The sequence below is a fragment of the Bifidobacterium callitrichos genome (genome assembly GCF_008698085.1).
Taxonomy (GTDB): Bacteria; Actinomycetota; Actinomycetes; order Actinomycetales; family Bifidobacteriaceae; genus Bifidobacterium; species Bifidobacterium callitrichos.
The window spans coordinates 146343-171593 of record NZ_RZJP01000003.1 but is presented as its reverse complement, the minus strand read 5'-3'; the positions used below and the strand labels follow the sequence as shown (position 1 = coordinate 171593).

The window sequence follows — 25251 nt, the reverse complement described above, 5'->3', positions numbered from 1 at the left end:
CTCCCGGTTCATCGGAACCGGGAGCCCCTCGACGTCCATCAGCAGCTGCATGAGCTGCATGGAGCGGATGTCAGATCTGCATCTGCATGGCCTGAGAGCGACGCAGGCGCATCGCCTTGCGCTTGAGCTGACGACGCTCGTCCTCGCTCAGGCCTCCCCACACACCGTAATCCTGATTCGTGTCCAGTGCGCACTTGAGGCATGCGTCGATCACCTTGCAGGTGCGGCACACGGCCTTGGCCTCCTCGATCTGCTGATAGGCCGCACCGGTGTTCCCCACCGGGAAGAACAATTCCGGATCCTTGTCACGGCACGCAGCCTTGGCACGCCAATCGAAAGCACTGCTCATCGTCGTTTCCTTTCCTGTCCGAGCCCTGAAATTCGCATCCAGTACGTACTACCTAAGCACGTTCAGGGTCGTTTTTCAAGACTTTCCCTGAAAAGAGATATTTCATGCGCCTCCCCGGGCGCGCCGGGCGGTTCGCGATTCGTCCGGCGCGCCCGAGGAGCGCCGTCATTCACGCTGCCGATCCGGAGGCGGTCTGGCTCTCGGCGAGTGTACCCACTGTGCCCGCCTTGTGCTTGCCGGAGGAGAGCTGCGAGAACAGTTCGAGGTTGCGCGAATCGTCCAGCAGCACCGAGGATCCGACGCCGGAGACGCGATAGTCGGGGTTGCTCCAGTACACGCTGCCGGTCACGCCTCCCGAACCGGTGGCCCCCTTGAACGCGATCGCCATCTGCACGAGCGTGAACGGGGACGTCGTGTCGTCCACGGTGAGCGCCGTGAGTCCCGCATCGGCGACCTTCGTGAGTCTGGCGGGGTTGGCGATCACCTCCGAGGAAGCGGCCTTTTTCACGATCGCGGCGATCACCTGACGCTGGCGCTGCGCACGACCGAAATCGCCGTTCGCATCGGAATAGCGCATGCGGGAGAAGGCCAGTGCAGTGCCGCCATCGGCCATATGGCATCCGGACGTCCAGTTCAGGCCCGAATCAGGGTCGTTGACCGTGTGGTCATAGCACAGATTCACGCCGCCGATCGCGTCCACCACGTTTTTCAGTCCGCCGAACTGGATCTTGGCGATGTGGTCGATGTGCTGTCCGGTGATCTGCTCGACCTCGCCGACCAGAGACTTGTACCCCTTGATCTGCGCGACGGCGTTGATCTTCATGTAGAGACCGTCCACCTGCGTCAGGGAGTCGCGGGGGATCGAGATCAGGGAGCTCGGTCCGTGCGAGGGCTTGGTGAGCACAAGGATCGTGTCGGTGCGGAAGCCCGGCGTGTCGTCGGCGGAGCCGCCGGCCGTGCCGTCGCGCTCGTCCGAGCCGAGGATGAGCCAGGATTCGCCGGTCGTGTTCGAGGAGCCGGTCAGCCAGCCGTCTTCCTTGTTGAGTCGTGAATCCACCCAGTGCCATGTGCCGAACATGGTGAGCAGTAGCGCCGCGACGAGCACCAGAATCACCATGCGGATGATCCTGCCGACAGGCACTGTACGCATCGGACGGGCGCCTTGGATGCCCTGTCCGAATGTGGATACGCCTACGGCCGATGATCCAGCGGCGGGACGGGAAAGGGACGGCCTTGCCGAGGGCGTTGCGCTGGTCGAGCCGGATGAGCGGCGGGGCGTGCGCGCGGGGGCTACCGATCCCGGCATGGACGAAGCCGAGGACGATGACGCCGACGTGCGTCCGGCCACGCGAGGAGAGGCGGAGGCGCGGCGCGCCTCCGATCTGCGGCGCGGGGTGAACGAGGCCGGCATCGCGGATGCGGAGGCGCCATGTTCGGCGGGGGAGTCCGCTGCATGGGCACCTTGCGCGGCATCATGCGTGGTGTGCGTCGCATGAGCGCTCTGGGAGGCTCGCCGTGACTGGCCGGATCGGCGTGATCCGCGCGCGTCGGGGTTGAAGCTCGGCGGATTCGAGGTGATCGGGGCCGGCTCGTCCTCGGGGGTGCCGGCGTGTCGACCCCTGGAGGCGTTGAGGGAGCCCGAGTCGATGATCGGACCGGTGGGCTGGGAGCGGCGGCGGGAACCCGAGGGGATGAAACTCGGAGGAATCTCCTGAGGGTTGGACCTATCGCCTTGCTGCACGCTATGCCTCCCCGTAACGAATCTGGACTTCTGTCACTGTTGCACATCACGCCGCGCGGGAGGGCGACGCGATGGGTATTTTCTCATTTCCGGCACAAGTATGCGCCACGTGATCGGTGTGTGATTGGTCTGCGAACGGCCTGTCCGGGAATCGGTCTACTTGACCTTGCACACCACGTTGTTGAGGTACGAGTCGGAAATGCCCATGACCACATTCGTGGTGGCGTTGTGGATGATGCCGGTCTTCGCGTCGATGATGCCGCCGGTGGCGGTGTCGATGAGCTGGCCCTGCGCATTCTTCTCCACGCCGTCGGCCACCTTGGTGTTGACCGGGGTGGGGGTCTGCGTCTGTGTGGACTGAGACTGGTCGGCACCCGACTGGCCTGACTGGCCCGACTGGTCGGCCTGCGTGGAGTCGGCGTTCTGCTGATCGGTGCTCTGCTGATCGCCGGAGGACTGGTCCGTCTGCGTGGAATCGCCCTTCGACGCGGAATCCGAGGAGTCGACGAACGGCTTGTCGTTGCGCATCTTCGCCCACAGCGTATCCGCCTCGGAGGTCCACACGACGCGGTTCGCGTCCCGCACCCAGTCGGTGACGGGCACCGTGCGCGTGTACAGGTTCGAGGTCTTGAAGTCCTTCATGCTCATCGCCAGACCGGCGAGCGTGGTGGTGTTGGCCAGACCGGTGGAGATGTTGAGCGACTTGAGCGCCGCCTTGGCGAGCTGGTAGAGGTCGCCCGATTGGGTGAACAGGTTCTTGGAGAGCGCCTGCGCGAGCAGCTGCTTGACCAGATACTGCTGGCGGGCGGTGCGTTCCATGTCGGTGCCGTCGGTGTCGGCGCCGTGGCGGCGACGCGCGTACTGCGTGGCGGTCAGGCCGTCGAGGTGCCTCCATCCGGCGTCGATGTTGATGCCGGTGTAGCCGTCGTAGACGTGCGTCGGCAGACAGACGTCCACGCCGCCGATCGCATCGATCATCGAGGTCAGTCCGGCGAAGTCGACGACGACGAAGTTCTGGATGTCGAGGCCGGTGAGCGAGTTGACGGCGTTCACCGTGCAGCTGGCCGCCGAGGCGAGATCGCCGCCGGTCTCGTAGGCGTTGGCGAAGATCGTGTTGAACATGACGTTGCGCTGCGCCTTGATCTCGCCCTTGGTGGTCGTGCAGCTGGGCACGTCCACGATCGAGTCGCGCGGGATCGACACCAGTTCGATGAACCTGCGGTCCGCGGAGACGTGCATCACCATCGCGGTGTCCGAATTGTGGTTCGATTCGAGGGTCGTGTCGCTGCCGCCGATCGCGAGGTTCTCGTCGCCGGATCGCGTGTCCTGTCCGAGAATCAGGATGTCGAGCGGCTGGCCGGCGTTCGGATCCACGATCGACGTGGCCACCGCCTCGCCGTTTTGTCCGATGAGATCGACCTTCTGCCCGTGGATGATGCCGTCGATGTTGACGTACGTCGCCGCCGCGGCGGTGCTGACGAACACGAGCAGGGCGACGACGACGCATACCAGTGTGTTGCGCAGACGGTGCTGCACGCGGAACGCCGTGCCGCTATGACGCGGGGCTCCGTTCCAACTGTTGATATTGGGGACACCTGGGGCGGATCGCTTCGAACTCACGGGACGAAAACCTTCCTATCGGGGTCAAATCCTCTCGATTGTACGGCAGACGAGCGAAAACGACGTCTGAACGGGCGTTGCCTCGCGGATGCGGGAATCGACCTTCACCGAATTTCCTCGAAGCGCGCAATCCCGTCGCCTTATCCGACACACATCCAAGAACGCCGTCCCGGACAGGCGTATGCGTACCGCGCCGGACCGTATTACAGTGGACAGGCCGCACTCAAGCGGTGACGCCCGGGCTTATACCACACATCATGCCGAATGGTCGTACCAACACGGGTCCACTTGACAAACGGGAAATCGCATGTGTGTAATTTAGTGGCGTGAACAGGCCCGGCGAGGCTAAGGAGGATGATGCGCATGTGGGGGATTGCCGATGATTCCGCCGACGAGCCTTTGAACGAGCTATTGTGGGGGTTGTTCTCACCGGACGGTGACATCTCCTGGCAGCACAAGGCGCTGTGCTCGCAGACCGATCCGGAGGCGTTCTTCCCCGAGAAGGGCGGCTCCACGCGCGACGCCAAGCGGGTGTGCGCGCAGTGCGAGGTACGTGAGCAGTGCCTCCAATGGGCCATCGACCATGACGAGCGCTTCGGCATCTGGGGCGGCATGAGCGAACGGGAACGCCGCCGGTACAAGAAGACCCACAAGGAGCAGGCGTGAGCGCGGATCGAGATGATCTCGGCACCGAACCGTCCGGCATCACCGGCATCACCGGTATCAGCGGTGCGGACGGATCGAACGAAACGAACGGAGTCAACGGCGTGGCCGAATCCGGCATCGCGGCCGCAAGCGTGCGTCGCATCGTCAACGACGCCCTGTCCTCACGCCCCTACACGCATACGCAGAGCGTCGAACGATCCGTCGCCGCGCTGATCACCGTCGAAAGGGACCTGCGCTTCCTGCCGGCCACACTGGCGGCCGTACTGCGTCAGAGCATGCTTCCCGGCGCCATCATCATCGCCGACTGCACGGGGGAGACGTCGCATCCGATCGAACTGTCGTTCGAGGTCGTCTCGGCGGGTTCCGAGCCGCTTGACAGCTTTCCCGAGGCCTCGTCCATCAGCGTGCAGCTGGTGCGCGCGCAGGGGGCGCGCTCCTTCGGCGAGGCCGTCTCACACGCGATCGAGCAGGCGAGGATCGACTACTCCACGCAGATGCTGTGGCTGCTGCACGACGACTCGCGTCCCGCCGACGACCGTTGTCTGGAGCAACTGGTCGAGACGTGGCGCAACACGCCGGGCGCCACGCTGATCGGCGCCAAGCAGCTCGACTGGGAGGGCACCCACCTGCACAACGTCGGCGCCTACGCGGCCGGTCACGGCACGCACACGCTCGTCGTGGACGGCGAACCCGATCAGGAGCAGTACGACACCCGAACCGACGTGTTCCGCGTCTCGATGGCCGGCGCGCTCGTCCCGCTGGACATCGCCCGATCCTCGAGGGGCCTGTCCAACTGGTTCACCACATACGCGCAGGGCGCGGACCTGTGCCGCAGAATCTGCCGTTCGGGAGGCCGCGTCGTCGTCGCCCCACGCGCACGCATCGCCCACCGCCGCGCACGCTTCGAGGGATTGCGCACCCGCAACGGCGAGCCCGCCCAGGACGGCGCGCTCAACCCCTCGATGAGGGTGCTCGGCGCATGGCAGCGCTACCGCTACACCGACATCCCCATGCCCTTGTGGCCGCTGGTATGGGTGATTTCGCTCGTGACCGCCATCGGCCGGGCGCTCAGACGCTTCGCCGCGAAGCAGCCGTACGAGGGACTGTGCGAACTGTGTCTGCCCTGGCGTGCTCTGGCCGGCGTGATCGGCGGCGTCAACGCACGCCGTGCCGTGGCGTTGCAGACCTCGGTGACACGCCGTCAGCTCGCCGTGCTGACCGTCACCCGCGACCAGCTGGCGCGTTGGCGCGAACGCGCACGCGCGCTGGAGGAGCAGCGCGGCACCGTGCTGCTCAGCCCGCTGGTCCGATCCCATCTGCGCATGCGTCTGATCCGACGCTGGGGACTCGCCTGCGCGATGGCCGCCGTGGCGTTCCTCGTCGTGCTCGCGCTCGACTGGTCCCTGTTCCGCTCCGCGATGGGCGGCGGATCGCTGCACTCGGCGCAATGGCTGCCGACGAACGTCCCCTTCGGCACACTGGCCGAAGCCGCGACAACCCAATGGGTATGGGGCATCGGTTCCGGCATCGCCGCCCCGCCCGCACCATGGCTGTGGGTGCTGCTCGCCGCCTCCGTCCTCACCGGCGGGCACGTTGCCGCGGCCACCACGCTGCTCTTCTTCCTGTCGGCTCCCATGGCCGCGTTCGCGTTCTGGGCGCTGGCGGGCATCTTCACCCGTTCCGATGCGGTACGCGTCATCACCGGACTCATGTGGGTATCGTTCGCCCTGGCGCTCGGCCTGTACACGACCGCCAACCTGCCAATGCTCACCGTGATGGTGTTCCTGCCGGCCGCATTCGCCTTCACCTTCCGCGCCGTGGGCCTCTACCACACCGAGGACCGAATCCACCCGCACCGTTCCGTGCAGGCCGCCGCGGCCGCCGCACTGTGCTACATGCCGACGGTCGCCGCCGAACCCCAGCTGCTCATTCCGCTGCTGGCCGTCTTCCTCGTCTTCCTGCTGTTCGTGCCGCGCCACCGCCCGATGCTGCTGCTCATGCCGCTGCCGGCGGCCCTGCTCGCCGCGCCCACGCTCGTCAACGCCATCCGCCACGCCGAAGCGGGCGAATGGCGCCAGCTGTTCGGCGACATGACGCTGCCGTTGTCCGACGTGAACGGACACCCGGCCGCACTGAACCTCACCGACGTCATCGTGCGCGCCTTCGGCTTCGACGAACATGCCGGATTCACGTGGACGGCGTTCATCGCCGACCCCTTTGCCTCCGCCACGTTCGTCACGCTCGCACTGCTCGTCACGCTCGCCGTCGTCTCGCTGTTCCTGCCGTTCGCGCTGCGCGCCTCCCGCATGATGTGGATCGTGATCGTGTCGGGCGGCGCTCTGAGCCTGCTGTCAGCGCGCGTCGCGATCGGCGTGGACCAGCGCGGTGCAATCGCCGGATCGGTGGTTCCCGGATTGGTGTTCGCGGTGCTCGGCGCGCTCTCCTGCGTGTGTCTGGTGGCCGGAGGCGCCGTACGACGCTTCGTCGAACTACGCGAATCCTCCACGCACGAGTCGACGCGCGTGGAGGCGCGCAGGAAGTCCGTCGAACGGATCCGCCACGGATTCGTCGTCGCCGGACGTGCGCTGCTGTGCTGCGCGCTGGCCATCGGAACCGTCTCGTGGATCGGCTTCTCCACCGCGCGCCATATCTCCGGCGCGGTGGCGGTGAGCGACTCGGGACTGCCGATGGTCGCGATGGACGCGCTCGAACGGACGCCGAACCAGCGTGTGCTGGCGCTTGACGCCGAATCGCACACCGATGTCAGCTACGCCATCATGCACACGTCGCGCGGCGATCTGGTCGACTCCTCGCCCGCGTGGAGGGCGCGTCAGGCGGTCGGCCAGCATGACGGCGACGACCTGAAGATCGGCGAGCTCGCCTCGCGTCTGCTGTCGAACAGCGATTCCGATGCGATCAACGAGCTGACCGCCATGGGCTTCGGTGGACTCTTCGTCGTCACCGACGGCGCCGGTTCGTCCCAGCTGTCCACCAACATCACCGCCTCGGACGGCACGCAGGCCGTCGTCACCGACACGGACGGCACCTACTACCGTCTCACCGCCGCCGAAGGCAACGCGATAGGCGTCGACGAGACGCACCTCAACGAGATGCGCCGCAGCCCGTGGCGGTTCGCCTGGCTGACGAGTCTGGGCGTGATCACACTGCTGTACGTGCTCGTGGCGGCGCCGCGCCGTCACGATGAGGCGCTCCGTCAGGAGCATGAGGGGGAGGCATGAACCGGACCACATCACCCATCGCCTCGCGCCTATGGCGTGTCGCACGTGTCATCCTGGCGACGCTGACCAGCGTCGTGCTGATCGTCGCCTTCGTCTGGCTGTCCATCGGGTCGATGCCGCAGTGGTTCGTCGATCGCGCCACATCGGGCGTCGTCGCCTCGCACCGCATCGTCCAGCGGACGGTGCAGTCGTATTGCCCCGCCCGCATGACGCTGCCCGACGCCACCGATTGGGGCGACAGCGAATACCGCGCCTCCGACGGCGACCTGACCACCTCGGCGTCGTTCGCCGCGTTCGGATCGGTCTACGCCTCCACGGCCTTGCCGTTCGGTGCGTCCTCCTCGGACGCAGTCCTCTCGCTCAAGGCCCCCGCCAATCCGCGCAGCACGGATGCCATGGTGGGCCGCGACAAGGTCGACTCCGCCCGCCTGCTCGAGACCAACCTGCTCGAGGCCTCCGAGGGATCCGGCCACGCCGGAGTCATCGCCTCGCACGCCTCCAAGGGCGACCTGCGAGGCATCTCCGCCGCCACCTGCGTCACCCCGTCGATGAGCAGCTCGTTCCTGCTGCCGGGTACCGGTACCGGTGCCAGCCGCCGCATGACGATCGCCAACCCGTCCTCGAAGGCGACGACCGTCTCGCTCAAGGTGATCGGTACGTCGTCCTCCGGCACGATGAGCCTGTCCACCTCCGGCACCGCCACCGTGGCGGCCGGCGGTACCACCGTCGTCGACCTGTCCGCGGCGGCCCCCGATCAGGACGGTCTGTACGTGACCATCACCAGCGACGTGATGCCCGTGGCCGCATACGTGGCCTCCGTCAATGCCGATGGGCTGACGCCGAAGGGCTCCGATTTCACGATGCCCTCCCCGGCCGCCTCCACGCTCAACGCGATTCCCTCGGTGTCGCAGGATGACGAGATCACACTGTATGCCTACGGCAGCAAGGCCGGGGATGTGAATCTCTCGTGGGTCACCGACGACGGCCTCTCCTCGATCGGCAGAAAGGCCCTCAAGGACGGGCGCGTCACTATCCTCGATCTCGGCAAGGCCCCCAAGGGGGCCCGTGGCATCCTCGCCACCGGCGACGACGATTTCGTCGCCTCGGCTCGCGCCATCCGATCCGGGGCCGAGGGTCAGGAGGACTTCGCCTCCCTCGCTGCGGTACCCGTATCGGACTTCGACGGCGCCGCCCTGCCCGACGGGCTCGACGCGACGATCACCCTCATCAACACCACCAACAAGGAGACCACCGTCACGCTGACCTTCATGGACGACACCGGCAAGGCCGGCGACGCGAAGGACGTGACCATCAAGGCCAACGGCGCCTCCACGCTCAAGGGCGAGGGCGATGCCGTGCTCGTCGAAGGCGCGGACAGGGCGGTCGCATGGGGCGTACGGCTGGGCGGCGGCGGACTCGACGGCGCCAAGGTGGCGGGTCTTGCCGCCTACGAGCCGAGTTCGCTCACCGTGCGCGAGGCGACGATCCGCTCCGCCCAGGACAACACCATCGTCCGCTAGACCCTACCACTCGAAGTCCGGATCGATCTCCTCGGGCCTGCGCCCGTACAGCTCCGCCAGCCGGATGACCAGTTCGTCGCGGATCGCCCACTGCAGCTCATCGCGCCCCCGCGTACGCGACTGCAGCGGCATCCGGTAGAGCACGATGCGCGCCGGCGCGCCATGATCGGCCGGGAACGCGCGCGAATTGAGACTCGGCTCCGTCTCCCACGGCACCGGATCGGACGGCGGCACGTCCTCCACGGCGAACTGCACCGGCTTGATCAGGTCCGGCCACGCCTCCGCGAGACGGCGGATGTGTGCGGCGACCAGATCGTCGAATATGCCGGAACGCGTACGGTATCGTGGCAAACGTGTGCCGAACATGGGGGTACGCGTGCCGCGTCCATGACGATTGCGGTAGACTCGTTCATTCCAAGGGGCATCAAGCATGCCCTCCACTGTAGGTCAAGGCGGCGAGGAACGCCCGATGCCGGTGCGGTTGCGCTAGGATACCGTTACAGCGATGCAATCGCGCGATGGCACCGCGGGTGGTGGCGTTGCGGGTGGTGGCGTTGCGGATCGCGCCGAGAACCGGATGGGAGGTACGGTCGATGATCAAGCCGTGGAACGAATGGGATCTGGATGCTCTGGCTGCCCATACCCGACTTGTCGGATTCGATCTGGACAACACGCTTGCCAATTCCAAGCTGCCGATGAAGCCTCAGATGGCCTCCCGGTTCGCCGAGCTCACCCGTCGCATTCCGGTGGCGGTCATCACCGGCGGACGTTACTCACTCGTCGTCAGCCAGATCCTCGACGTGCTGGAGGATCGTGCGATCCTCGCGAATCTTCATCTGATGCCCACCAGCGGCACCCGATATCTGCGCTGGAACGGGCACGAGTGGTCCTGCGTCTTCAGCCATGATCTCGATGCCGACCAGCGTGCCCGCGCCGCCGCCAGTCTGGAGCGTCATGCGCGCGAGCAGGGGCTGTGGTTCGAGCACGTCTGGGGCGAGCGCATCGAGGACCGCGGCTCGCAGATCACGTTCTCCGTGCTCGGCCAGCAGGCCCCGCTCGAGGCCAAGCAGGCGTTCGACCCGACCGGGGAGCTCAAGGAACGTCTGGCCCGGGCCGTGGCCGATGACCTGCCCGATCTCAAGGTGCATGCGGGCGGCTACACCAGCGTCGACGTGGCTGGCCGCGGCATCGACAAGGCGTTCGCCATCCGCGAGCTCGCCGCATGCACTGGCATTCAGGTGGCGGATATCGTCTTCGTCGGCGACCGTATGACGCCCGGCGGCAACGATTATCCTGCCGCCGAAGCAGGTGCGATGGGCGTCGCCGTCTCCTGTCCGGCCGATACGATCCGCTTCGTCGACGGTCTGCTCGAACGTCTGCCTGAGTGGCATCCCGAGCAGTCGCCACGTCAGGCGTAGTCGCTGATCATGAACGGGGGGAGCGGCGTATCCGGCAGGACATCCGGCGTGTTCGCGGGCATGCTGGGATTGCTGCTGCCGCGTGGATGCGCAGGCTGCGATCGGCCCGACGAAACACTCTGCCCCTCATGTCGAGACCTGTTCGACCGGGTGATCGCCCTGCCGTTCCCCGCGGCCGTGACGGGATACGCTTACGCCGGCGCCGTCTACGGCGGAAACGTCCGTCGTGCGATTCTCGCATGGAAGGATCACGGCGACGAGGAATGCGATCGCGAGTTCGCGCGGTGCATCGTCGCGCTTGCACGTCGCTCGCTGCCGATCGAGGGGGTGGCCTTGGACGGCGCGCTGCTCGTCGTTCCCGCGCCCTCATCGGCCCGTTCCTTGGCCGAACGCGGACGGCGTCATCTGATGCCGCTGGCGAAGGCCATCGCGGCCTACTACCGATCGTCGGGGCTTGATGCACGGGTGGAGCCGGCATTGCAGATCGCCGCCCGCGTCGTCGACGGCAAGGCCGTGGAGACCGCCGGCGCGGATCAGCGCGCCTCACGAATGGGCGGTCGACTGACGGTGCGCAATCGTTCCTTGAGCCGGGTGGCTGGACGAACTGTCGTCATCGTCGACGATATCGTGACGACCGGTGCCACGATGCGCGCCTGCGCCGCCGCATTGGAGACAGCGGGCGCGCGGGTTCTGGCGGGGTTGGCGCTGGCCGCGACCCCGCGCTACGACTCCGACTCTCCCGCGTCGTGATGCTTCGGCAGGACGATCTCGAAATCGGCGCCGCGCACGTCATCGACCACCCGTACGGTGCCACCGTGCAGCTGCGCGGCCCATCGTGCGATCGACAGTCCCAGACCGGTGCCGCCTGACTCGGTGCCGGGACCGGATTTGCCTTTGACGAACCGGCGGAAGATGTCGGAACGGATTTCGGGAGCGATACGCGAGCCGAAATTGACGACGTTCGTGACCACGGTGCCGTGTCCGACGTCCTCGTGCACCTCGACGAGCACCGTCGTGCCGTCGGGGGAGTGCTTGAGCGCATTGCCGATGATGTTGGTGAACAGCTGCCTCAGACGGTCCTGATCGCCCTCCATCTCGATGTCGTCGTTCACCCGCACGTGGATGTCGTGCGCGTGCCCGCCGTCCGCCAGTTCCAGCGGTTCGATCGTATCGTCGAGGAAGTCGGCGAAGTTGAACCGCTCGATCTCGAGGCTCGCGGCGCCCGCCTCCATACGGCTCAGATCGAGCAGGAAGGCGATGAGATCGGTGAGCCGCTGCGTCTGGTCGAGGATGCTCTCGAGATTCGCGGGCGTGGGGTCGGTCACGCCGTCGGCCATGTTCTCGACCTGAGCCTGCAGGGCGGAGACCGGCGTGCGCAGCTCGTGGCTGACGTTGGCGATGAGGTCGCGGCGGGTCTGATCGGCGTGCTGGAGTTCGGCGGCCATCTCATTGAACGATCGGGCCAGCTGGCCCACCTCGTCGTGGCTGGACTCGTCCATGGGAACGCGCACGGTGTAGTCGCCGCCGGCCATCGCCTCGGCGGCGTCGCGCAGCTGGCGCAGGCGCGCGGTGAGCCCGCGTGAGAAGTAGTAGGTGATGCCGAGCGCCACGATGAGGGCGACCGGCATGGCGATCCATCCGCTCCAGCCGAATTTGAGCAGGAACCAGCACATCGCGAATGCGATGGCGGTGGCGATGACGATCAGTGCGCCCAATTCGAGCTTGAGCGAGGAGAACATGCCGAGAGGGCGCACGCGGCGAACGCGTGCGCCCTCTCTCGACGATCCCGTCAATACGGGGTAGTGCGATGCGGCCATGGGCTTGGAGCTCACTTGCCGGGCTGTTCGGATGCGGTCTCGGTCTGCGGTGCCGGAGGCTCGAACGCGTATCCGACGCCATGGACGGTGCGGATCATGTCCGGGCCGAGCTTGTGACGCAGCGCCTTGACATGGCTGTCGACGGTGCGGGTGCCCGAGGCGTCGACCCAGTCCCAGACCTCCTCGAGCAGCTGTTCGCGCTTGAGGACCGACTTGGGCTTGCGCGCCAGCGTGGCCAGCAGGTCGAACTCGGTGGGGGTCAGGTGCACGAAGGTGCCGTTGACGCTCACCGTACGCTGCGCAGGATCGATGACCAGCGAGCCGAAGTCGAGGATCTTCTCGTTCTCCGCGTTCTTGGCGATGACCTTGGCGCGTTCGACGCGGCGCAGCAACGCCTTGCATCGGGCGATGAGCTCACGCATCGAGAACGGTTTGGTCATGTAGTCATCCGCGCCGGCGCCCAGACCGATGACCTTGTCCGCCTCGTCGTCGCGGGCGGTGAGGATGAGCACCGGCACCGGACGGGCGGCCACGATGCGCTTGGTGGCCTCCAGTCCGTCCATCACCGGCAGCATGATGTCCATGATCACCAGATCGGGCTTGAGCTGACTGGCCGCCTGAACGGCGCTGGCGCCGTCACCGGCAACGCGTGCGGTCCACCCTTCGGTGGCCAGGCGTTGCGCGATGGCGGTCGCCAGCGTGGGTTCGTCCTCGACGACCAGCACGGTGCGCGGCGTTGTCTGTTGACGTGCCGTGGTATTGAGCATGGTTTCTGTTTCCGCCTTTCGACTGTGTATGAATCAGTCTTCTGGCTTCAAGAATACAGCTCCAAGCGCGGGGACGGTGATTTTCGCCGAGGCCGGACGCGAATGGTATTCGCCGGCATCCGCCTCGAAGGTGCCGTTGGAGATGCCCGAGCCGCCGTACTTCTTGTCGTCGGTGGTGAACACCTCGGTCCACTTGCCGCCCTTGGGCAGGGCCACCTGATAGTCCTGCCACGCCTCGCCGGCGAAGTTGACGACCACCGCGAGCTGCTCGCCCTTCGAGCCGATGCGCAGGAAGCTCAGCGTGTTGTGGTCGGCGTCGTCGCTGGTGAGCCACTGGAAGCCCTCGGGGGTGAAGTCCTGGGTCCACAGGGCCGGGTGCTGCTTGTAGAACGCGTTGAGGTCGGCGACCATCTGCTGCACGCCGACGTGGTCCTGCCAGTCGAGGCACGCCCAGTCGATGGAGTTGTTGTAGTCCCATTCGCCCCACTGCGCGAGCTCGTTGCCCATGAACGTGAGCTTCTTGCCCGGATGCGCCCACTGGTAGGCGAACAGGGAGCGCACGCCGGCGTACTTGTCCCAGCCGTTGCCCGGCATCTTGCCGTACAGCGAGCCCTTGCCGTACACGACCTCGTCGTGGCTCAGCGGCAGCACGTAGTGCTCGGAGTAGGCGTACACCATCGAGAAGGTGATCTCGTTGTGATGCCACTTGCGGTTGATCGGCGTTTCGTGCAGGTACTCGAGTGTGTCGTGCATCCAGCCCATGTTCCACTTGAGGCCGAAGCCGACGCCGCCGGCGCTCGTCGGGGCGGTGATGCCCGCGTACGCGGTGGACTCCTCGGCGATCATCATGATGCCCGGGTTGTTCTTGTACGCGGTGGCGTTGGCCTCCTTGAGGAAATCGATGGCCTCGAGGTTCTCGCGGCCGCCGTAGATGTTCGGGTGCCACTGGCCGGGCTGGCGGCTGTAGTCGAGGTAGAGCATCGAGCTGACGGCGTCGACGCGCAACGCATCCACGTGGTATTCGCCCAGCCAGAAGCAGGCGTCAGCCACGAGGAAGTTCCTCACCTCGTTGCGCCCGAAGTTGAAGATGTAGGTGCCCCAGTCCGGGTGCTCGCCACGGGTCGGGTCCGGATCCTCGTACAGCGGGGTGCCGTCGAAGCGGCCGAGCGCGAAGGAGTCCTTCGGGAAGTGGGCCGGGACCCAGTCCATGATCACGCCGATGCCGGCCTCGTGCAGCTTGTCGACGAGGTACTTGAAGTCGTCCGGGGAGCCCAGACGGGAATCGACCGCGTAGTAGCCGGTGACCTGATAGCCCCAGGAGCCGGTGAACGGGTACTGCGTCAGCGGCATGAACTCCACGTGGGTGAAGCCGAGCTTGGTGACGTAGGGGACCAGCTTATCGGCCAGCTCGCGGTAGTTCTTCACGTCCTTGCGCCAGCTATGCGCGTTCATCTCGTAGATCGCGATCGGGCGGTCCATCGGATCGGTGGCGCGGCGGTGGTCCATCCACGCGTCGTCGCCCCATTCGTGCTGCGATTCGACGACGATCGAGCCGGTCGCCGGCGGCACCTCGTGGGAGCGCTCCATCGGATCGGCCTTCTCGACCCATTCGTGGTTGGCGTTGAGGATCTGGTACTTGTACACCTCGCCGGCCTTGACTCCCGGGATGAAGATCTCCCACACGCCGGAGGAGCCGAGTTCGCGCATCGCGTGGCGGCGGCCGTTCCAGCCGTTGAAGTTGCCGATCACGCGCACCGCGTGGGCGTTCGGCGCCCACACGGCGAAGGAGACGCCCTCGACCTGCTCGCCGGGCGTGCCGTCGGCGCCGCCCATCGGATCGTCATAGCGCAGCACGTGCGCGCCGAGCATGTCCCACAGGCGCTCGTGGCGGCCCTCGCCGAACAGGTACATGTCCATGTCGCCGACGGTGGGCAGGTAGCGGTACGGATCGTCCTCGACGTGCTCGACGCCGTCCTCGTACGAGTACTTGATGCGGTAGACGGGCACGCCGTAGCCGTCCTCCGTCTTGAGGGACGGCACCACGGCCACGAATACGCCGTTGTACTCGTGCACGGCGGGGAATTCGGCGTTCTGGGTCAGGACGGAGACGGACTTCGCATTCGGGCACAGGACTCGAATGGTCGTGTATGCGGCGAACTTGTCCTCTCCCAGATGTCCGCCGAGGACCTCGTGGGGGTTGTAGTACTCCGCGTTGCTGACCTGGGTGAGCGCACCCTGGTCAACGGGCACTGCAAAGGAATCGTCATTGATGTTTGTGTTAGTAGCCATGCCCATAGTGTACGGCTACAAACGTTATCATCGTGGAATTGGCGCGTCGCATCGTGGACGTTTCCGGCTCAAAACGCAGGTCCACGGGGTGTGGCATACTTTTTCAGGTTTTTTCTGCAGTCTGCTCCAGCGGAGGTTTCATGGGTTACAAGGTCGGCGATATGGTCGTCTATCCGCGTCATGGCGCGGCGAGGGTCGAGGCGGTCACCGAACGAACCGTGAGAGGGGTCACCCGCGAATACCTGCAGCTGTCGGTGCTGTCCTCCGACGGCCTGGTGATCAACGTGCCGGTCGACAACGCGAAGAAGGTCGGCGTCCGAGACATCGTCGACGCGAACGAGGTCGCCACGGTGTTCGAGATCCTGCGCACCCCCATCGTCGAGAAGGAGATGAACTGGTCCCGTCGCTACAAGCTGAACGTCGAGAAGATCGCCACCGGTGACGTCAACAAGATCGCCGAGGTGGTGCGTGATCTGGCGCAGCGCGACGTCGACGAGCACGGTCTGTCCGCGGGCGAGAAGCGCATGCTGACCAAGGCCCGTTCCATCCTCACCTCGGAGATCTCCCTGTCCGAGAAGATCGACGAGGAGGAGGCCCAGCGTCTGCTTGACGTGAATCTGGGCTACAGCGAGCCGAAGCCCGGTGACGAGAAGCACCACACCGAGGCCCCCGAGGAGGCGGCCTCGGAGACGATGGCCCGCATCGACGCCGAGAAGAAGAAGACCCGCAAGCGCTGATGCGCATCGGTCAGGGGTTCGACGCCCATCGTTTCGCCTCCGCTGACGCCGCGGAGGCCGTTGTGCGCCCGTTGTGGCTTGCCGGCATCGAATGGCCCGGCGAGGGCAGCGGCATCGAGGGGGATTCCGACGGCGACGTCGCCGCGCACGCGCTGATCGACGCGCTGCTGTCCGCCTCCGGGCTCGGCGATATCGGTTCGTTGTTCGGCGTCGGGTCGAACGCTCACGGTGCCGGCATGCATGGTGTGGCCATGCTGCGCGAGACCGTCGCCTATCTTGAATCGCATGGCTTCACGCCATCCTCGGCGTCCGTCGCCATCATCGGCAACCGTCCGAAGATCGGCCGTCACCGTGCCGAGGCCGTTCGCGCGTTGTCCGAAGCGGTCGGATGTCCGGTGTCCGTAACCGCCACCACCACCGACCGCATGGGGTTCACCGGCCGAGGCGAAGGCATCGCCGCCATCGCCTCGGCCCTCGTTGAGGAACGAGAATAGCCTACCTGTGCCGTGCCGATTCGATCGCCTTGGCCACGGCCCAGATCACGGTGGAGATCGTCACGATGATGAAGCTCGGGGGAGCAGGGAACATCGCGGCGAGCACCAATCCGCCCCAGATCGAGATCAGACAGATCACGCCGGAGACGATCATCGCCTTGAGTGGCGAGGCAACGAGGATGTTCGCCGCGGCCGCCGGGGTGATCACCAGCGCGAAGATGAGCAGCGTGCCCACCGCTGGCACGGCGATGGTGATGACGCCGGCCATGATCGCCATGAACGCGACGTTCATCCAGCCGATCGGCACGCCCTTGGCCTGCGCCACCTGCTCGTCGAGCGAGCTGAACAGCAGCGGACGGTAGATGATCGCCAGCGCCGCGAGCAGCACGACGTCGAAGATCGCGAATCCGAGGATCTGACCGTTGGTGATGGTCAGGATCGAACCGAACAGGATCGACTGCATCTGCTGGGATGCGGACGACGACAGTCGGGCGAAGAACAGGCCCAGACCGGTGGCGAACGCGAGCACCGTGCCGGTGGCGATCTCGCGTTCCGAGACGCGTTTGCCGAGCGCGCCGATGACGAGCGCGCCGCCGAGCGCGAACGCGCCCAGACCCACCGAGACCGGCAATCCGAGCAGGACCGCGCCGGTCGCGCCGGGCAGACCGATGTGTGCCAGCGCGTGCGCGGCGAACGTCGAATGGCGGGCGATGGTGAAGTAGCCCATCACGCCGGCCGCGAACGCGATGCACAGGCCGGCGAGGAACGCGTTGGTCATGAACGGCGCGGTGAGCGTGTCCATCCAATTGGGGTCGAAGCTGAAACTGATATGGCTCATCGTCACTCCTTTAAGATGCCCTGATGTCAGATGCCCTTGATGCCCTTGATGCCCTTGATGTCCCGAGTGGCGTCCTGCGACGCGTCGTGCTCCGCGTACTGCGCATGGTGCATCGACGGCGTATGCGCGTGATGGTGCAGCTCGGCCACCTCGTCGACGGTGTGCATGTCCATCGGCTGTCCTTCCGGCTCGTCGAGCGAGGGGGTGACGAACATGTCGCCCTGCGGAGTGGTCACGACCTGCACGTTGGTGCCGTACAGGTGAGTGAGCAGCTGTGAGTCGAGCACCTTGCGCATGTCTGCGTAGTGGGGGTGCCCATCCAGCAGATAGACGGCTCCAGTCAGGATCGGCAGCAGCATGTTGAGGTCATGCGCCACGATCTGGATGGTCATGCCGAGCTCCTGGTTGAGACGGGCGAGCAGATGGGCCACCGAATGCTGGGACGCCAGATCGAGATTGGCCAGCGGCTCGTCGAGCATGAGCAGCTTGGGGTCGGAGACGATGGCCTGTGCGATGGCGACGCGCTGGCGCAGACCTCCCGAGAGCTCGGAGAGACGGTATCCGGACTTGTCGTCGATGCCGACGAAAGCCATCGCCTGATGCGCCCGCGCACGCTGGGCTCTGGTGATCGGATGGATGCCGAAACGCGTGCCGGTTAGTCCCAGCAGCACCGACTGCTCGGCGGTGAGGTTCGAGTCGATACCCGACGTGTAGCTCTGCGGCACGTAGCCGATGAGCCGGTTCGCCTCGCCCGCCGGTTTGCCGAGCACCGTGACCGAGCCCGAGGCGAGCGGGATCAGTCCCAGCTCCGCCTTCATCATCGTGGTCTTTCCCGTGCCGTTCGTGCCGACGATCGCGGTGACCGACCCGGCGGGGATGGCGAAGTCGCCATGCTGCCAGATCATCCTGTCGCCGCGCCTGATCGCGGCGTCACGGAACACGATGGCGTCGGTGGGTGTGCTGGCGCCGGCGTCGCTGTGCCGATCGTTCATGCGATTCTCCTTCGCAGATCTGCCAGCGAATTCCTGCCGCTGGTCACTGTCCTGCCGAAAGGGGATTATCGCAAATGATGTTGACAACCGTTTTCAATAGCCCTGCTTGAGCTCTACTTGCCGGGGTCCTGCTGGCCGGCGTTGGAGCCGTCGTCGCCGCCGGTGCAGTCGCCGGTTCCGTCGCCGTTCGAGCAGCCGGTGGTCGCCGATCCGTCCGATTGGTTCTGCTTGGACTGGTCCCCGGACTGCTCCTGCCCGTCGGTCGGCGCGTCCGGATCGGTCTGCCCGTCGTTGGAGTCGTCGTCGTATTCCGGATCGACGGCCGTGAAGATCCTTTCGGTCAGATCCTCGATCCAGTCATCGAGCGTGTCGTACTTGTCGGGCATCTGCTCGCTGACGTCCACCACCGGCACATCGGCCCTGCCGGCGGCGCCGGTGAGCATGTTCGTCGCGTCCGTGGCCTCCTGCGTGTTGTTGATCAGCACGTCGAGCTTCTTGTCCTCGACGAGCTTCTGGAAGGTCTGCAGATCCGCCGGCGCGATCTCGCCGCCGTTGGCCACCGCCTGCTCGTATCCGCGCGGGGTGACGTCCTCGAAGGACATGTCGCTCATCAGGTAGTAGACCACCGCCTCGGTGGCTGCGTAGCTGGCGTTCGGATGCGCCTTGGCGAACTTCGTCATCGCGGCGTCGAGATCGTCCTCCTCGGCCTGCCACGCCTTGAGACGCTTGGCAAATTCGGCCTTCTTCTTCGGTCTCGCCTTCGAGAACGCATCCGCCAGCTCCTTGGCCATGCCGCTGCGCGCGTCCTTCGAGAACCATAGATGCGGATTGTCGCCGTCCATCGCGCCGACGATCTGCGCCGCCGAGACGAGCGTGGAGTCGGAGGCGCGAGACTTCGTGGCCCATGTGTCGTACCCGGCGCCGTTGGCCACGACGATCTCCGCCTTGCTCAGCGTGGCGAGATCCGAGGTCTTCGGCTCGAAGTCGTGCGCGTCCACGCCCGTCGAACTGAGCACCGACGTGACCTTCACGTCGTCGCCGCCGATCTCCTCGGCGAGGGATCCCCACTGGTTGATCGATGCCACCACGGTGATCGCGCCGGTCTTCTCCTGCGTCTTCGTCTGGGAATCCGGCTGCTCGACCTGCGTGGTGTTCGAGGTGCCGCACGCTCCGGCTGCGAACAGCAGCGCCGATGCGATCAGCGCGGCCAGCACCCCTCTCGTGGCCCGAGTGCGATGATTCCTGGTCATGTCTGCCGCCCTTTCCGATACTTGGAGTCCACTTCGACGAAACCGATCCGATACCTTATGGTCTTTATGGTAGTAGCATCCCGGTCCGTTCGATGGAGGTTTCCCGGTGAATCCGACGGTGAGCCTGACGGTGAATCCGAACCGACCTGACAATCGACCTGAAAACCAACCTGACAAGAGGTGAACGAGATATGGCCATACGACTTGACGGCAAAGCGGTGTCGGCGCAGATCAAGGAAGGGCTCAGGGCACGCGTGGAGCGGCTGAAGGCCGCCGGCGTCGAGCCGGGGCTGGGCACCCTGCTGGTGGGATCGGACCCCGGTTCGGTCAAGTACGTGGCCGGCAAGCACGCCGACTGCGCCGAGGTGGGCATCCGATCGATCAAGCACGAGCTGCCAGCCGACGCGAGCTTCGACGACATCGCCGCAGCCGTGAGGGATATGAACGAGGATCCCGCATGCACCGGATACATCGTGCAGCTGCCGCTGCCGCGCGGGATCGATGAGAACGCGATCATCGACCTGATCGACCCGGCCAAGGACGCCGACGGCATGCACCCGTACAATCTGGGCGAACTCGTGCTGCACGTGCGCGAGGACGTCACGACCCCGCTGCCGTGCACCCCGCGAGGCGTCATCGAACTGCTCGGCGCGTATGACATCGACCTCGCCGGCAAGGAGGTGTGCGTGCTCGGCCGCGGCATCACCATCGGCCGCACCATCGGACTCATGCTCACGCGTCGTGCCGTCAACGCCACCGTCACGCTGTGCCACACCGGCACGCGCGACGTCGTCGACCATATGCGCCGCGCCGACGTGATCGTCGCCGCCATGGGCTCCGCCGGATTCGTCAAGCCGGACATGATCGCCGATGGCGCCGTGCTGCTCGACGTGGGCGTCTCTCGCGTCTACGACGATGAGGCCGGCCGCTGGCGCGTGAAGGGCGACATCGACAAGGCCTGCTACGACAAGGCCTTCGCCTACTCGCCGAACCCCGGGGGAGTGGGGCCGATGACCCGCGCCATGCTCCTGGCCAACGTCGTCGAGATGGCCGAGCGGCAACTGCGACACGCCTAGGATTTCGCTCATATTTTGGGCAGGGCTGGCGGTATCGTAGACATTTGTGTGCCTTTAGGGGTGCGCGAATAACTTAAGAACGAGTAATTATCCATCCAACTATTAGAAACCATACATTTACATGGCAGAGAACAACACTGAGGTCACCAAGGTCGCCATCAACGACATCGGCACCGAAGAGGACTTCATCAAGGCAGTCGATTCCACCATCAAGAACTTCGATGATGGTGATCTGGTCGAGGGTACCGTCGTCAAGATCGATCACGACGAGGTCCTCCTGGATATCGGCTACAAGACCGAGGGCGTCATCCCCTCCCGCGAGCTTTCCATCAAGAAGGACGTCGATCCCGACGAGGTCGTCAAGGTCGGCGACACCGTCGAGGCCCTTGTCGTCACCAAGGAAGACAAGGAAGGCCGTCTGATCCTGTCCAAGAAGCGTGCCCAGTACGAGCGCGCCTGGGGCGACATCGAGAAGATCAAGGAAGCCGACGGCGTTGTCGAGGGTACCGTCATCGAAGCCGTCAAGGGCGGCCTTATCGTCGACATCGGTCTGCGTGGCTTCCTGCCGGCCTCCCTGGTCGAGATGCGTCGCGTCCGCGACCTCTCCCCGTACATCGGCCAGAAGATCCAGGCCAAGATCCTGGAGCTCGACAAGAACCGCAACAACGTGGTCCTGTCCCGCCGCCAGTACCTCGAGGAGACCCAGTCCGAGGTTCGCGAGACCTTCCTGTCCCAGCTCAAGAAGGGCCAGATCCGCGAGGGTGTCGTGTCCTCCATCGTCAACTTCGGCGCCTTCGTCGATCTCGGCGGTGTCGACGGCCTCATCCACGTCTCCGAGCTGTCCTGGAAGCACATCGACCACCCGTCCGAGGTCGTCAAGGTCGGTGACAAGGTCACCGTCGAGGTCCTGGACGTCGATCTGGACCGCGAGCGCATCTCCCTGTCGCTCAAGGCCACCCAGGAGGATCCGTGGCAGCGCTTCGCCCGCACCCACGTCCCCGGCCAGATCGTCAAGGGCAAGGTCACCAAGATCGTCCAGTTCGGCGTGTTCATCTCCGTCGAGGACGGCATCGAGGGCCTGGTGCACATCTCCGAGCTCGCCAACCGTCACGTCGAGAACCCGGAGACCGTGGTCAAGCCGGGCGAGACCGTGTTCGTCAAGGTGATCGACGTCGATCTCGATCGTCGCCGCATCTCCCTGTCCCTCAAGCAGGCCAACGACTCCGTCGACCCGGCCTCCGAGGACTTCGATCCGGCGCTCTACGGCATGCCGGCCGAGTACGACGAGCAGGGCAACTACAAGTACCCCGAAGGCTTCGACCCGAACACCAACGAGTGGATCGCTGGCTACGAGAAGCAGCGTGAGGAGTGGGAGGCCCAGTACGCGGCCGCCCACCAGCTGTGGGAGGAGCACAAGGAGTTCGTCGCCAAGGAACTCGAGCACGCGGACGAGTCCGCTGCCGCCGACGGCCAGGCTCCGAAGGAAGAGAAGGTCGAAGAGGTGTCCAACTACTCCTCCGAGTCCACTTCCGCCGGCACCCTCGCCGACTCCGATCAGCTCGCCGCCCTGCGCGACCAGCTCCTCGGCAAGTGAGTTCCGTCTCGTCGCTGAACTTGTGGCGTAACGCCTAGGAAAACCCCGGTTCTTCCCGAAAGGGAGCCGGGGTTTTCTCGTATGCTCGTACGATTTCCTTCGTAGAATGGCGAGTCATGATACGAATCGGACTGACCGGCGGCATTGCGGCGGGCAAGAGCACCGTCGCCGCGCATCTCGTCGAGCTCGGCGCGCTGCACATCGACTATGACGTTCTGTCGCGCAAGGTCGTCGAGCCCGGGGGAGCGGCGCTGCCGCGGATCGCACGGGAGTTCGGTCCCGACGCGCTCAATCCGGACGGGTCGATGAACCGCGCGTGGGTGGCCGAGCACGTCTTCGGCGACACCGCCGAACCCGGTGCGCGTGAGCGGCTCGACGCCATCGAGCACCCGCTGATCTATAGGGAGGCGGCGCACATCGAACGTGATCACCCCGAGGCGCGCGTCGTCGTGCATGATGTGCCGCTGCTCGCCGAGGTGATCGGCGAGATCCCGTTCCGGTTTGACTGGATCATCACCGTCGAGGCGCCGGTCGAGACCAGGATCGAACGCATGGTCTCGACGCGAGGCATGACGCGCGCGCAGGCCGAGGCACGCATCCGCAGCCAGTCGACCCGCGCCGAGCGCGAGGCCATCGCCGACGTCGTCATCGACTCCTCGAGGCCCGTGGGCGAGATGATGGCCGCGGTTGATCGGTGGGCGAACGCGGAACAGCTACTATAAGGCCTTATGGGATTCAACATCGAGCGCACGGACAAGCCGTTCGTCGTCAAATCGCCGTACAAGCCGTCCGGTGATCAGCCTCAGGCCATTGAGGAGCTCTCCAGACGCATCGAGGACGGCGAGAACGACGTCGTGCTCATGGGCGCCACCGGCACCGGCAAGACCGCCACCACCGCGTGGCTCATCGAACGCCTCCAGCGACCGACCCTCATCATCGAACCGAACAAGACGCTCGCCGCGCAGCTGTGCGCCGAATTCCGCGAGCTCATGCCCGACAACGCCGTCAGCTACTTCGTCAGCTACTACGACTACTACCAGCCCGAGGCGTACATCCCGCAGACCGACACCTATATCGAAAAGGACTCCAACATCAACGACGATGTGGAGCGACTGCGCCACGCCGCCACCGCGAACCTGCTCACCCGACGCGACTGCGTGGTCGTCGCCACCGTCTCGTGCATCTACGGCCTCGGTACGCCCGAGGAATACGCGGGGCGCATGCTGCTGCTTCGCGAGGGCATGCAGATCGACCGCGACCAGCTGCTGCGCCGGTTCGTCGACATGCAGTACAAGCGCAACGACATCGCCTTCACCCGCGGCACGTTCCGCGTGCGCGGCGACACCGTCGAAATCATCCCCGTCTACGAGGAGCTCGCCGTGCGCATCGAGTTCTTCGGCGACGAGATTGACCGCATCTCAACGCTCCATCCGTTGACCGGCGACGTCATCGCCCATGAGGAACAGGTCCACATCTTCCCGGCCTCGCACTACGTGGCCGGCCCCGAACGCATGGAACGGGCGCTGAAGACCATCCGCGAGGAGCTCGACGAGCGCGTCGCCGAACTCAGGAAACAGGGCAAGGATCTGGAGGCGCAGCGGCTGACGATGCGCACCACCTACGATTTGGAGATGCTCACGCAGGTGGGCGTGTGCTCCGGCATCGAGAACTATTCACGGCACTTCGACGGCCGTGCCCCCGGTACGCCTCCGCACACGCTGCTCGACTTCTTCCCCGACGACTTCCTGCTCGTCATCGACGAAAGCCACGTGACCGTCCCGCAGATCGGCGCGATGTACGAGGGGGACGCCTCACGCAAGCGCACGCTCGTCGAACACGGCTTCCGCCTGCCCTCCGCGATGGACAACCGTCCGCTCAAATGGCCGGAGTTCCTGGAGCGCGTCGGCCAGACCGTCTACCTGTCTGCCACCCCCGGCGACTATGAGCTTGGATTGTCCGACGGGGTGGTCGAGCAGATCATCCGTCCGACCGGCCTGCTCGATCCGAAGGTCGAGGTGCGGCCGACCAAGGGGCAGATCGACGATCTGCTGGCCGAGATCAAGGACCGCGTCTCGCGCAACGAGCGCGCGCTGGTGACGACCCTCACCAAGAAGATGGCGGAGGATCTGACCGACTACCTGATCGAACGCGGCATCAAGGTCGAATACCTGCATTCCGACGTGGACACGCTGCGCCGCGTCGAGCTGCTGCGTATGCTGCGCGAGGGCAAGATCGACGTGATCGTCGGCATCAACCTGCTTCGTGAGGGCCTCGACCTGCCGGAGGTGTCGCTCGTCGCGATCCTCGACGCCGACAAGGAGGGCTTCCTGCGCTCCTATCGCTCACTCATCCAGACGATCGGCCGCGCCGCGCGAAACGTGTCCGGCACCGTCATCATGTACGCCGACGAGACCACCGACGCGATGCGCAAGGCGATCGACGAGACCGAACGCCGCCGCGCCAAGCAGATCGCGTACAACAAGGAGCACCATATCGACCCCAAGCCGCTGATCAAGAAGATCAGCGACGTCAACGACATGCTCGCCAAGGAGGACGTCGATACGCAGACCCTGCTCGAAGGCGGCTATCGCAACGCCGGCAAAGCGGGCAACACGCATCTCGGCGTGCCGGTGTACGACCCGACCGAGGCGGACAGGCGCCATGAGGAGATCCTCAAGGCGGGGCTGCCGGCGCAGGATCTCGCCGATCTGATCCGCCAGCTGAGCGAGCAGATGCACACCGCCGCCGAGCAGCTCCAGTTCGAGCTCGCCGCGCGTCTGCGCGACGAGATCCGCGACCTCAAGAAGGAGCTGCGGCAGATGACCGAGGCCGGCAAGTAGTTCC

General features: G+C 65.5%; 21 protein-coding genes. 11 read left to right on the top strand and 10 right to left on the bottom strand.

The annotated features are described in order from the left end of the window. Nucleotides 1–70: 70 nt before the first annotated feature. The 3 genes from EMB92_RS07735 to EMB92_RS07725 form a co-directional block, all read right to left on the bottom strand. Nucleotides 71–349 (bottom strand): WhiB family transcriptional regulator, encoded by a 279-nt coding sequence (locus EMB92_RS07735; RefSeq protein ID WP_003826822.1) that lies wholly within the window; start codon nt 347–349, stop codon nt 71–73. Between the two features lie 169 nt (nt 350–518). After that, nucleotides 519–1997, bottom strand: coding sequence for an LCP family protein (locus EMB92_RS07730; RefSeq protein ID WP_449727608.1), 1479 nt, complete (start codon nt 1995–1997; stop codon nt 519–521). A gap of 249 nt (nt 1998–2246) precedes the next feature. Beyond that, nucleotides 2247–3626 (bottom strand): LCP family protein, encoded by a 1380-nt coding sequence (locus tag EMB92_RS07725; protein WP_150394404.1) that lies wholly within the window; start codon nt 3624–3626, stop codon nt 2247–2249. 447 nt (nt 3627–4073) lie between these two features. Between EMB92_RS07725 and EMB92_RS07720 the strand changes: the two genes are divergently transcribed. From EMB92_RS07720 to EMB92_RS07710, 3 genes are all read left to right on the top strand, one after another. Further along, nucleotides 4074–4376, top strand: a complete 303-nt coding sequence (locus EMB92_RS07720) for a WhiB family transcriptional regulator (protein ID WP_043165517.1) — start codon at nt 4074–4076, stop codon at nt 4374–4376. Nucleotides 4377–4477: 101 nt separating this feature from the next. Further along, nucleotides 4478–7615: a glycosyltransferase family 2 protein gene (locus EMB92_RS07715; RefSeq protein ID WP_223847650.1), complete on the top strand. Its 3138-nt coding sequence runs from the start codon at nt 4478–4480 to the stop codon at nt 7613–7615. Then, entirely contained in the window at nt 7612–9135 is a 1524-nt protein-coding gene (locus EMB92_RS07710; RefSeq protein ID WP_150394403.1) for a DUF5719 family protein, read from the top strand. The genes EMB92_RS07715 and EMB92_RS07710 overlap by 4 nt, the downstream gene beginning before the upstream one ends. A gap of 3 nt (nt 9136–9138) precedes the next feature. Here EMB92_RS07710 and EMB92_RS07705 read toward each other — a convergent pair whose 3' ends face one another. Further along, nucleotides 9139–9567 carry a metallopeptidase family protein gene (locus EMB92_RS07705; RefSeq protein ID WP_081887230.1) on the bottom strand — a complete coding sequence of 143 codons (429 nt, stop codon included), beginning with the start codon at nt 9565–9567 and terminating at the stop codon, nt 9139–9141. A 161-nt stretch (nt 9568–9728) separates the two neighbouring features. On the opposite strand from EMB92_RS07705, the gene EMB92_RS07700 reads away from it, so the two are divergent. Then, complete coding sequence (locus EMB92_RS07700; protein WP_150394568.1) at nt 9729–10553, top strand: HAD-IIB family hydrolase; 825 nt, start codon at nt 9729–9731, stop codon at nt 10551–10553. A gap of 9 nt (nt 10554–10562) precedes the next feature. Beyond that, nucleotides 10563–11303: a ComF family protein gene (locus EMB92_RS07695; RefSeq protein ID WP_150394402.1), complete on the top strand. Its 741-nt coding sequence runs from the start codon at nt 10563–10565 to the stop codon at nt 11301–11303. On the opposite strand, the gene EMB92_RS07690 is transcribed toward EMB92_RS07695, so the two are convergent. From EMB92_RS07690 to glgB, 3 genes are all read right to left on the bottom strand, one after another. Continuing rightward, nucleotides 11276–12292, bottom strand: coding sequence for a sensor histidine kinase (locus tag EMB92_RS07690; RefSeq protein WP_395951999.1), 1017 nt, complete (start codon nt 12290–12292; stop codon nt 11276–11278). The genes EMB92_RS07695 and EMB92_RS07690 overlap by 28 nt on opposite strands. An 89-nt stretch (nt 12293–12381) precedes the next feature. Then, entirely contained in the window at nt 12382–13137 is a 756-nt protein-coding gene (locus EMB92_RS07685) for a response regulator transcription factor (RefSeq protein ID WP_043165393.1), read from the bottom strand. Nucleotides 13138–13170: 33 nt separating this feature from the next. Next, nucleotides 13171–15426 carry a 1,4-alpha-glucan branching protein GlgB gene (gene glgB / locus EMB92_RS07680; RefSeq protein ID WP_150394401.1) on the bottom strand — a complete coding sequence of 752 codons (2256 nt, stop codon included), beginning with the start codon at nt 15424–15426 and terminating at the stop codon, nt 13171–13173. Between the two features lie 140 nt (nt 15427–15566). Here glgB and EMB92_RS07675 point away from each other — a divergent pair, with 140 nt between their 5' ends. Both EMB92_RS07675 and ispF read left to right on the top strand, forming a co-directional pair. Next, entirely contained in the window at nt 15567–16163 is a 597-nt protein-coding gene (locus tag EMB92_RS07675; RefSeq protein WP_150394400.1) for a CarD family transcriptional regulator, read from the top strand. Then, nucleotides 16163–16657 carry a 2-C-methyl-D-erythritol 2,4-cyclodiphosphate synthase gene (ispF, locus tag EMB92_RS07670; protein WP_150394399.1) on the top strand — a complete coding sequence of 165 codons (495 nt, stop codon included), beginning with the start codon at nt 16163–16165 and terminating at the stop codon, nt 16655–16657. Before EMB92_RS07675 ends, ispF begins: the two co-directional genes overlap by 1 nt. Nucleotide 16658: 1 nt before the next feature. Here the strand turns inward: ispF and EMB92_RS07665 are convergent, their stop codons facing one another. The 3 genes from EMB92_RS07665 to EMB92_RS07655 form a co-directional block, all read right to left on the bottom strand. After that, complete coding sequence (locus EMB92_RS07665) at nt 16659–17495, bottom strand: metal ABC transporter permease (RefSeq protein ID WP_150394398.1); 837 nt, start codon at nt 17493–17495, stop codon at nt 16659–16661. Nucleotides 17496–17521: 26 nt separating this feature from the next. Next, on the bottom strand, nt 17522–18487 hold the full coding sequence (locus EMB92_RS07660; protein ID WP_150394397.1) for an ABC transporter ATP-binding protein: 966 nt from the start codon (nt 18485–18487) through the stop codon (nt 17522–17524). Between the two features lie 113 nt (nt 18488–18600). Beyond that, complete coding sequence (locus tag EMB92_RS07655; protein ID WP_150394396.1) at nt 18601–19737, bottom strand: metal ABC transporter solute-binding protein, Zn/Mn family; 1137 nt, start codon at nt 19735–19737, stop codon at nt 18601–18603. 191 nt (nt 19738–19928) lie between these two features. Here EMB92_RS07655 and EMB92_RS07650 point away from each other — a divergent pair, with 191 nt between their 5' ends. The 4 genes from EMB92_RS07650 (at nt 19929) to uvrB (ending at nt 25247) form a co-directional block, all read left to right on the top strand. Continuing rightward, nucleotides 19929–20813, top strand: a complete 885-nt coding sequence (locus EMB92_RS07650; RefSeq protein ID WP_150394395.1) for a bifunctional methylenetetrahydrofolate dehydrogenase/methenyltetrahydrofolate cyclohydrolase — start codon at nt 19929–19931, stop codon at nt 20811–20813. A 121-nt stretch (nt 20814–20934) separates the two neighbouring features. Continuing rightward, complete coding sequence (rpsA, locus tag EMB92_RS07645) at nt 20935–22407, top strand: 30S ribosomal protein S1 (protein WP_043165382.1); 1473 nt, start codon at nt 20935–20937, stop codon at nt 22405–22407. A gap of 116 nt (nt 22408–22523) precedes the next feature. Continuing rightward, the gene (gene coaE, locus EMB92_RS07640) at nt 22524–23129 is read left to right on the top strand and encodes a dephospho-CoA kinase (protein ID WP_150394394.1); all 606 of its coding nucleotides are present in this window, start codon (nt 22524–22526) and stop codon (nt 23127–23129) included. 6 nt (nt 23130–23135) lie between these two features. Continuing rightward, nucleotides 23136–25247 (top strand): excinuclease ABC subunit UvrB, encoded by a 2112-nt coding sequence (uvrB, locus tag EMB92_RS07635; RefSeq protein ID WP_150394393.1) that lies wholly within the window; start codon nt 23136–23138, stop codon nt 25245–25247. Nucleotides 25248–25251 lie beyond the last annotated feature (4 nt).

Excerpts from the sequence above, each read along its gene's own strand:
- EMB92_RS07665 (WP_150394398.1), bottom strand. The coding sequence starts at position 17,495 with ATGAGCCATATCAGTTTCAGCTTCGACCCCAATTGGATGGACACGCTC.
- EMB92_RS07690 (WP_395951999.1), bottom strand. The coding sequence starts at position 12,292 with ATGTTCTCCTCGCTCAAGCTCGAATTGGGCGCACTGATCGTCATCGCC.
- EMB92_RS07695 (WP_150394402.1), top strand. The coding sequence starts at position 10,563 with ATGAACGGGGGGAGCGGCGTATCCGGCAGGACATCCGGCGTGTTCGCG.
- ispF (WP_150394399.1), top strand. The coding sequence starts at position 16,163 with ATGCGCATCGGTCAGGGGTTCGACGCCCATCGTTTCGCCTCCGCTGAC.
- EMB92_RS07655 (WP_150394396.1), bottom strand. The coding sequence starts at position 19,737 with ATGACCAGGAATCATCGCACTCGGGCCACGAGAGGGGTGCTGGCCGCG.
- EMB92_RS07710 (WP_150394403.1), top strand. The coding sequence starts at position 7,612 with ATGAACCGGACCACATCACCCATCGCCTCGCGCCTATGGCGTGTCGCA.
- glgB (WP_150394401.1), bottom strand. The coding sequence starts at position 15,426 with ATGGCTACTAACACAAACATCAATGACGATTCCTTTGCAGTGCCCGTT.
- EMB92_RS07705 (WP_081887230.1), bottom strand. The coding sequence starts at position 9,567 with ATGCTTGATGCCCCTTGGAATGAACGAGTCTACCGCAATCGTCATGGA.
- EMB92_RS07675 (WP_150394400.1), top strand. The coding sequence starts at position 15,567 with ATGGGTTACAAGGTCGGCGATATGGTCGTCTATCCGCGTCATGGCGCG.
- rpsA (WP_043165382.1), top strand. The coding sequence starts at position 20,935 with ATGGCAGAGAACAACACTGAGGTCACCAAGGTCGCCATCAACGACATC.
- EMB92_RS07720 (WP_043165517.1), top strand. The coding sequence starts at position 4,074 with ATGTGGGGGATTGCCGATGATTCCGCCGACGAGCCTTTGAACGAGCTA.
- EMB92_RS07700 (WP_150394568.1), top strand. The coding sequence starts at position 9,729 with ATGATCAAGCCGTGGAACGAATGGGATCTGGATGCTCTGGCTGCCCAT.
- coaE (WP_150394394.1), top strand. The coding sequence starts at position 22,524 with ATGATACGAATCGGACTGACCGGCGGCATTGCGGCGGGCAAGAGCACC.
- EMB92_RS07735 (WP_003826822.1), bottom strand. The coding sequence starts at position 349 with ATGAGCAGTGCTTTCGATTGGCGTGCCAAGGCTGCGTGCCGTGACAAG.
- EMB92_RS07685 (WP_043165393.1), bottom strand. The coding sequence starts at position 13,137 with ATGCTCAATACCACGGCACGTCAACAGACAACGCCGCGCACCGTGCTG.
- EMB92_RS07660 (WP_150394397.1), bottom strand. The coding sequence starts at position 18,487 with ATGAACGATCGGCACAGCGACGCCGGCGCCAGCACACCCACCGACGCC.
- uvrB (WP_150394393.1), top strand. The coding sequence starts at position 23,136 with ATGGGATTCAACATCGAGCGCACGGACAAGCCGTTCGTCGTCAAATCG.
- EMB92_RS07650 (WP_150394395.1), top strand. The coding sequence starts at position 19,929 with ATGGCCATACGACTTGACGGCAAAGCGGTGTCGGCGCAGATCAAGGAA.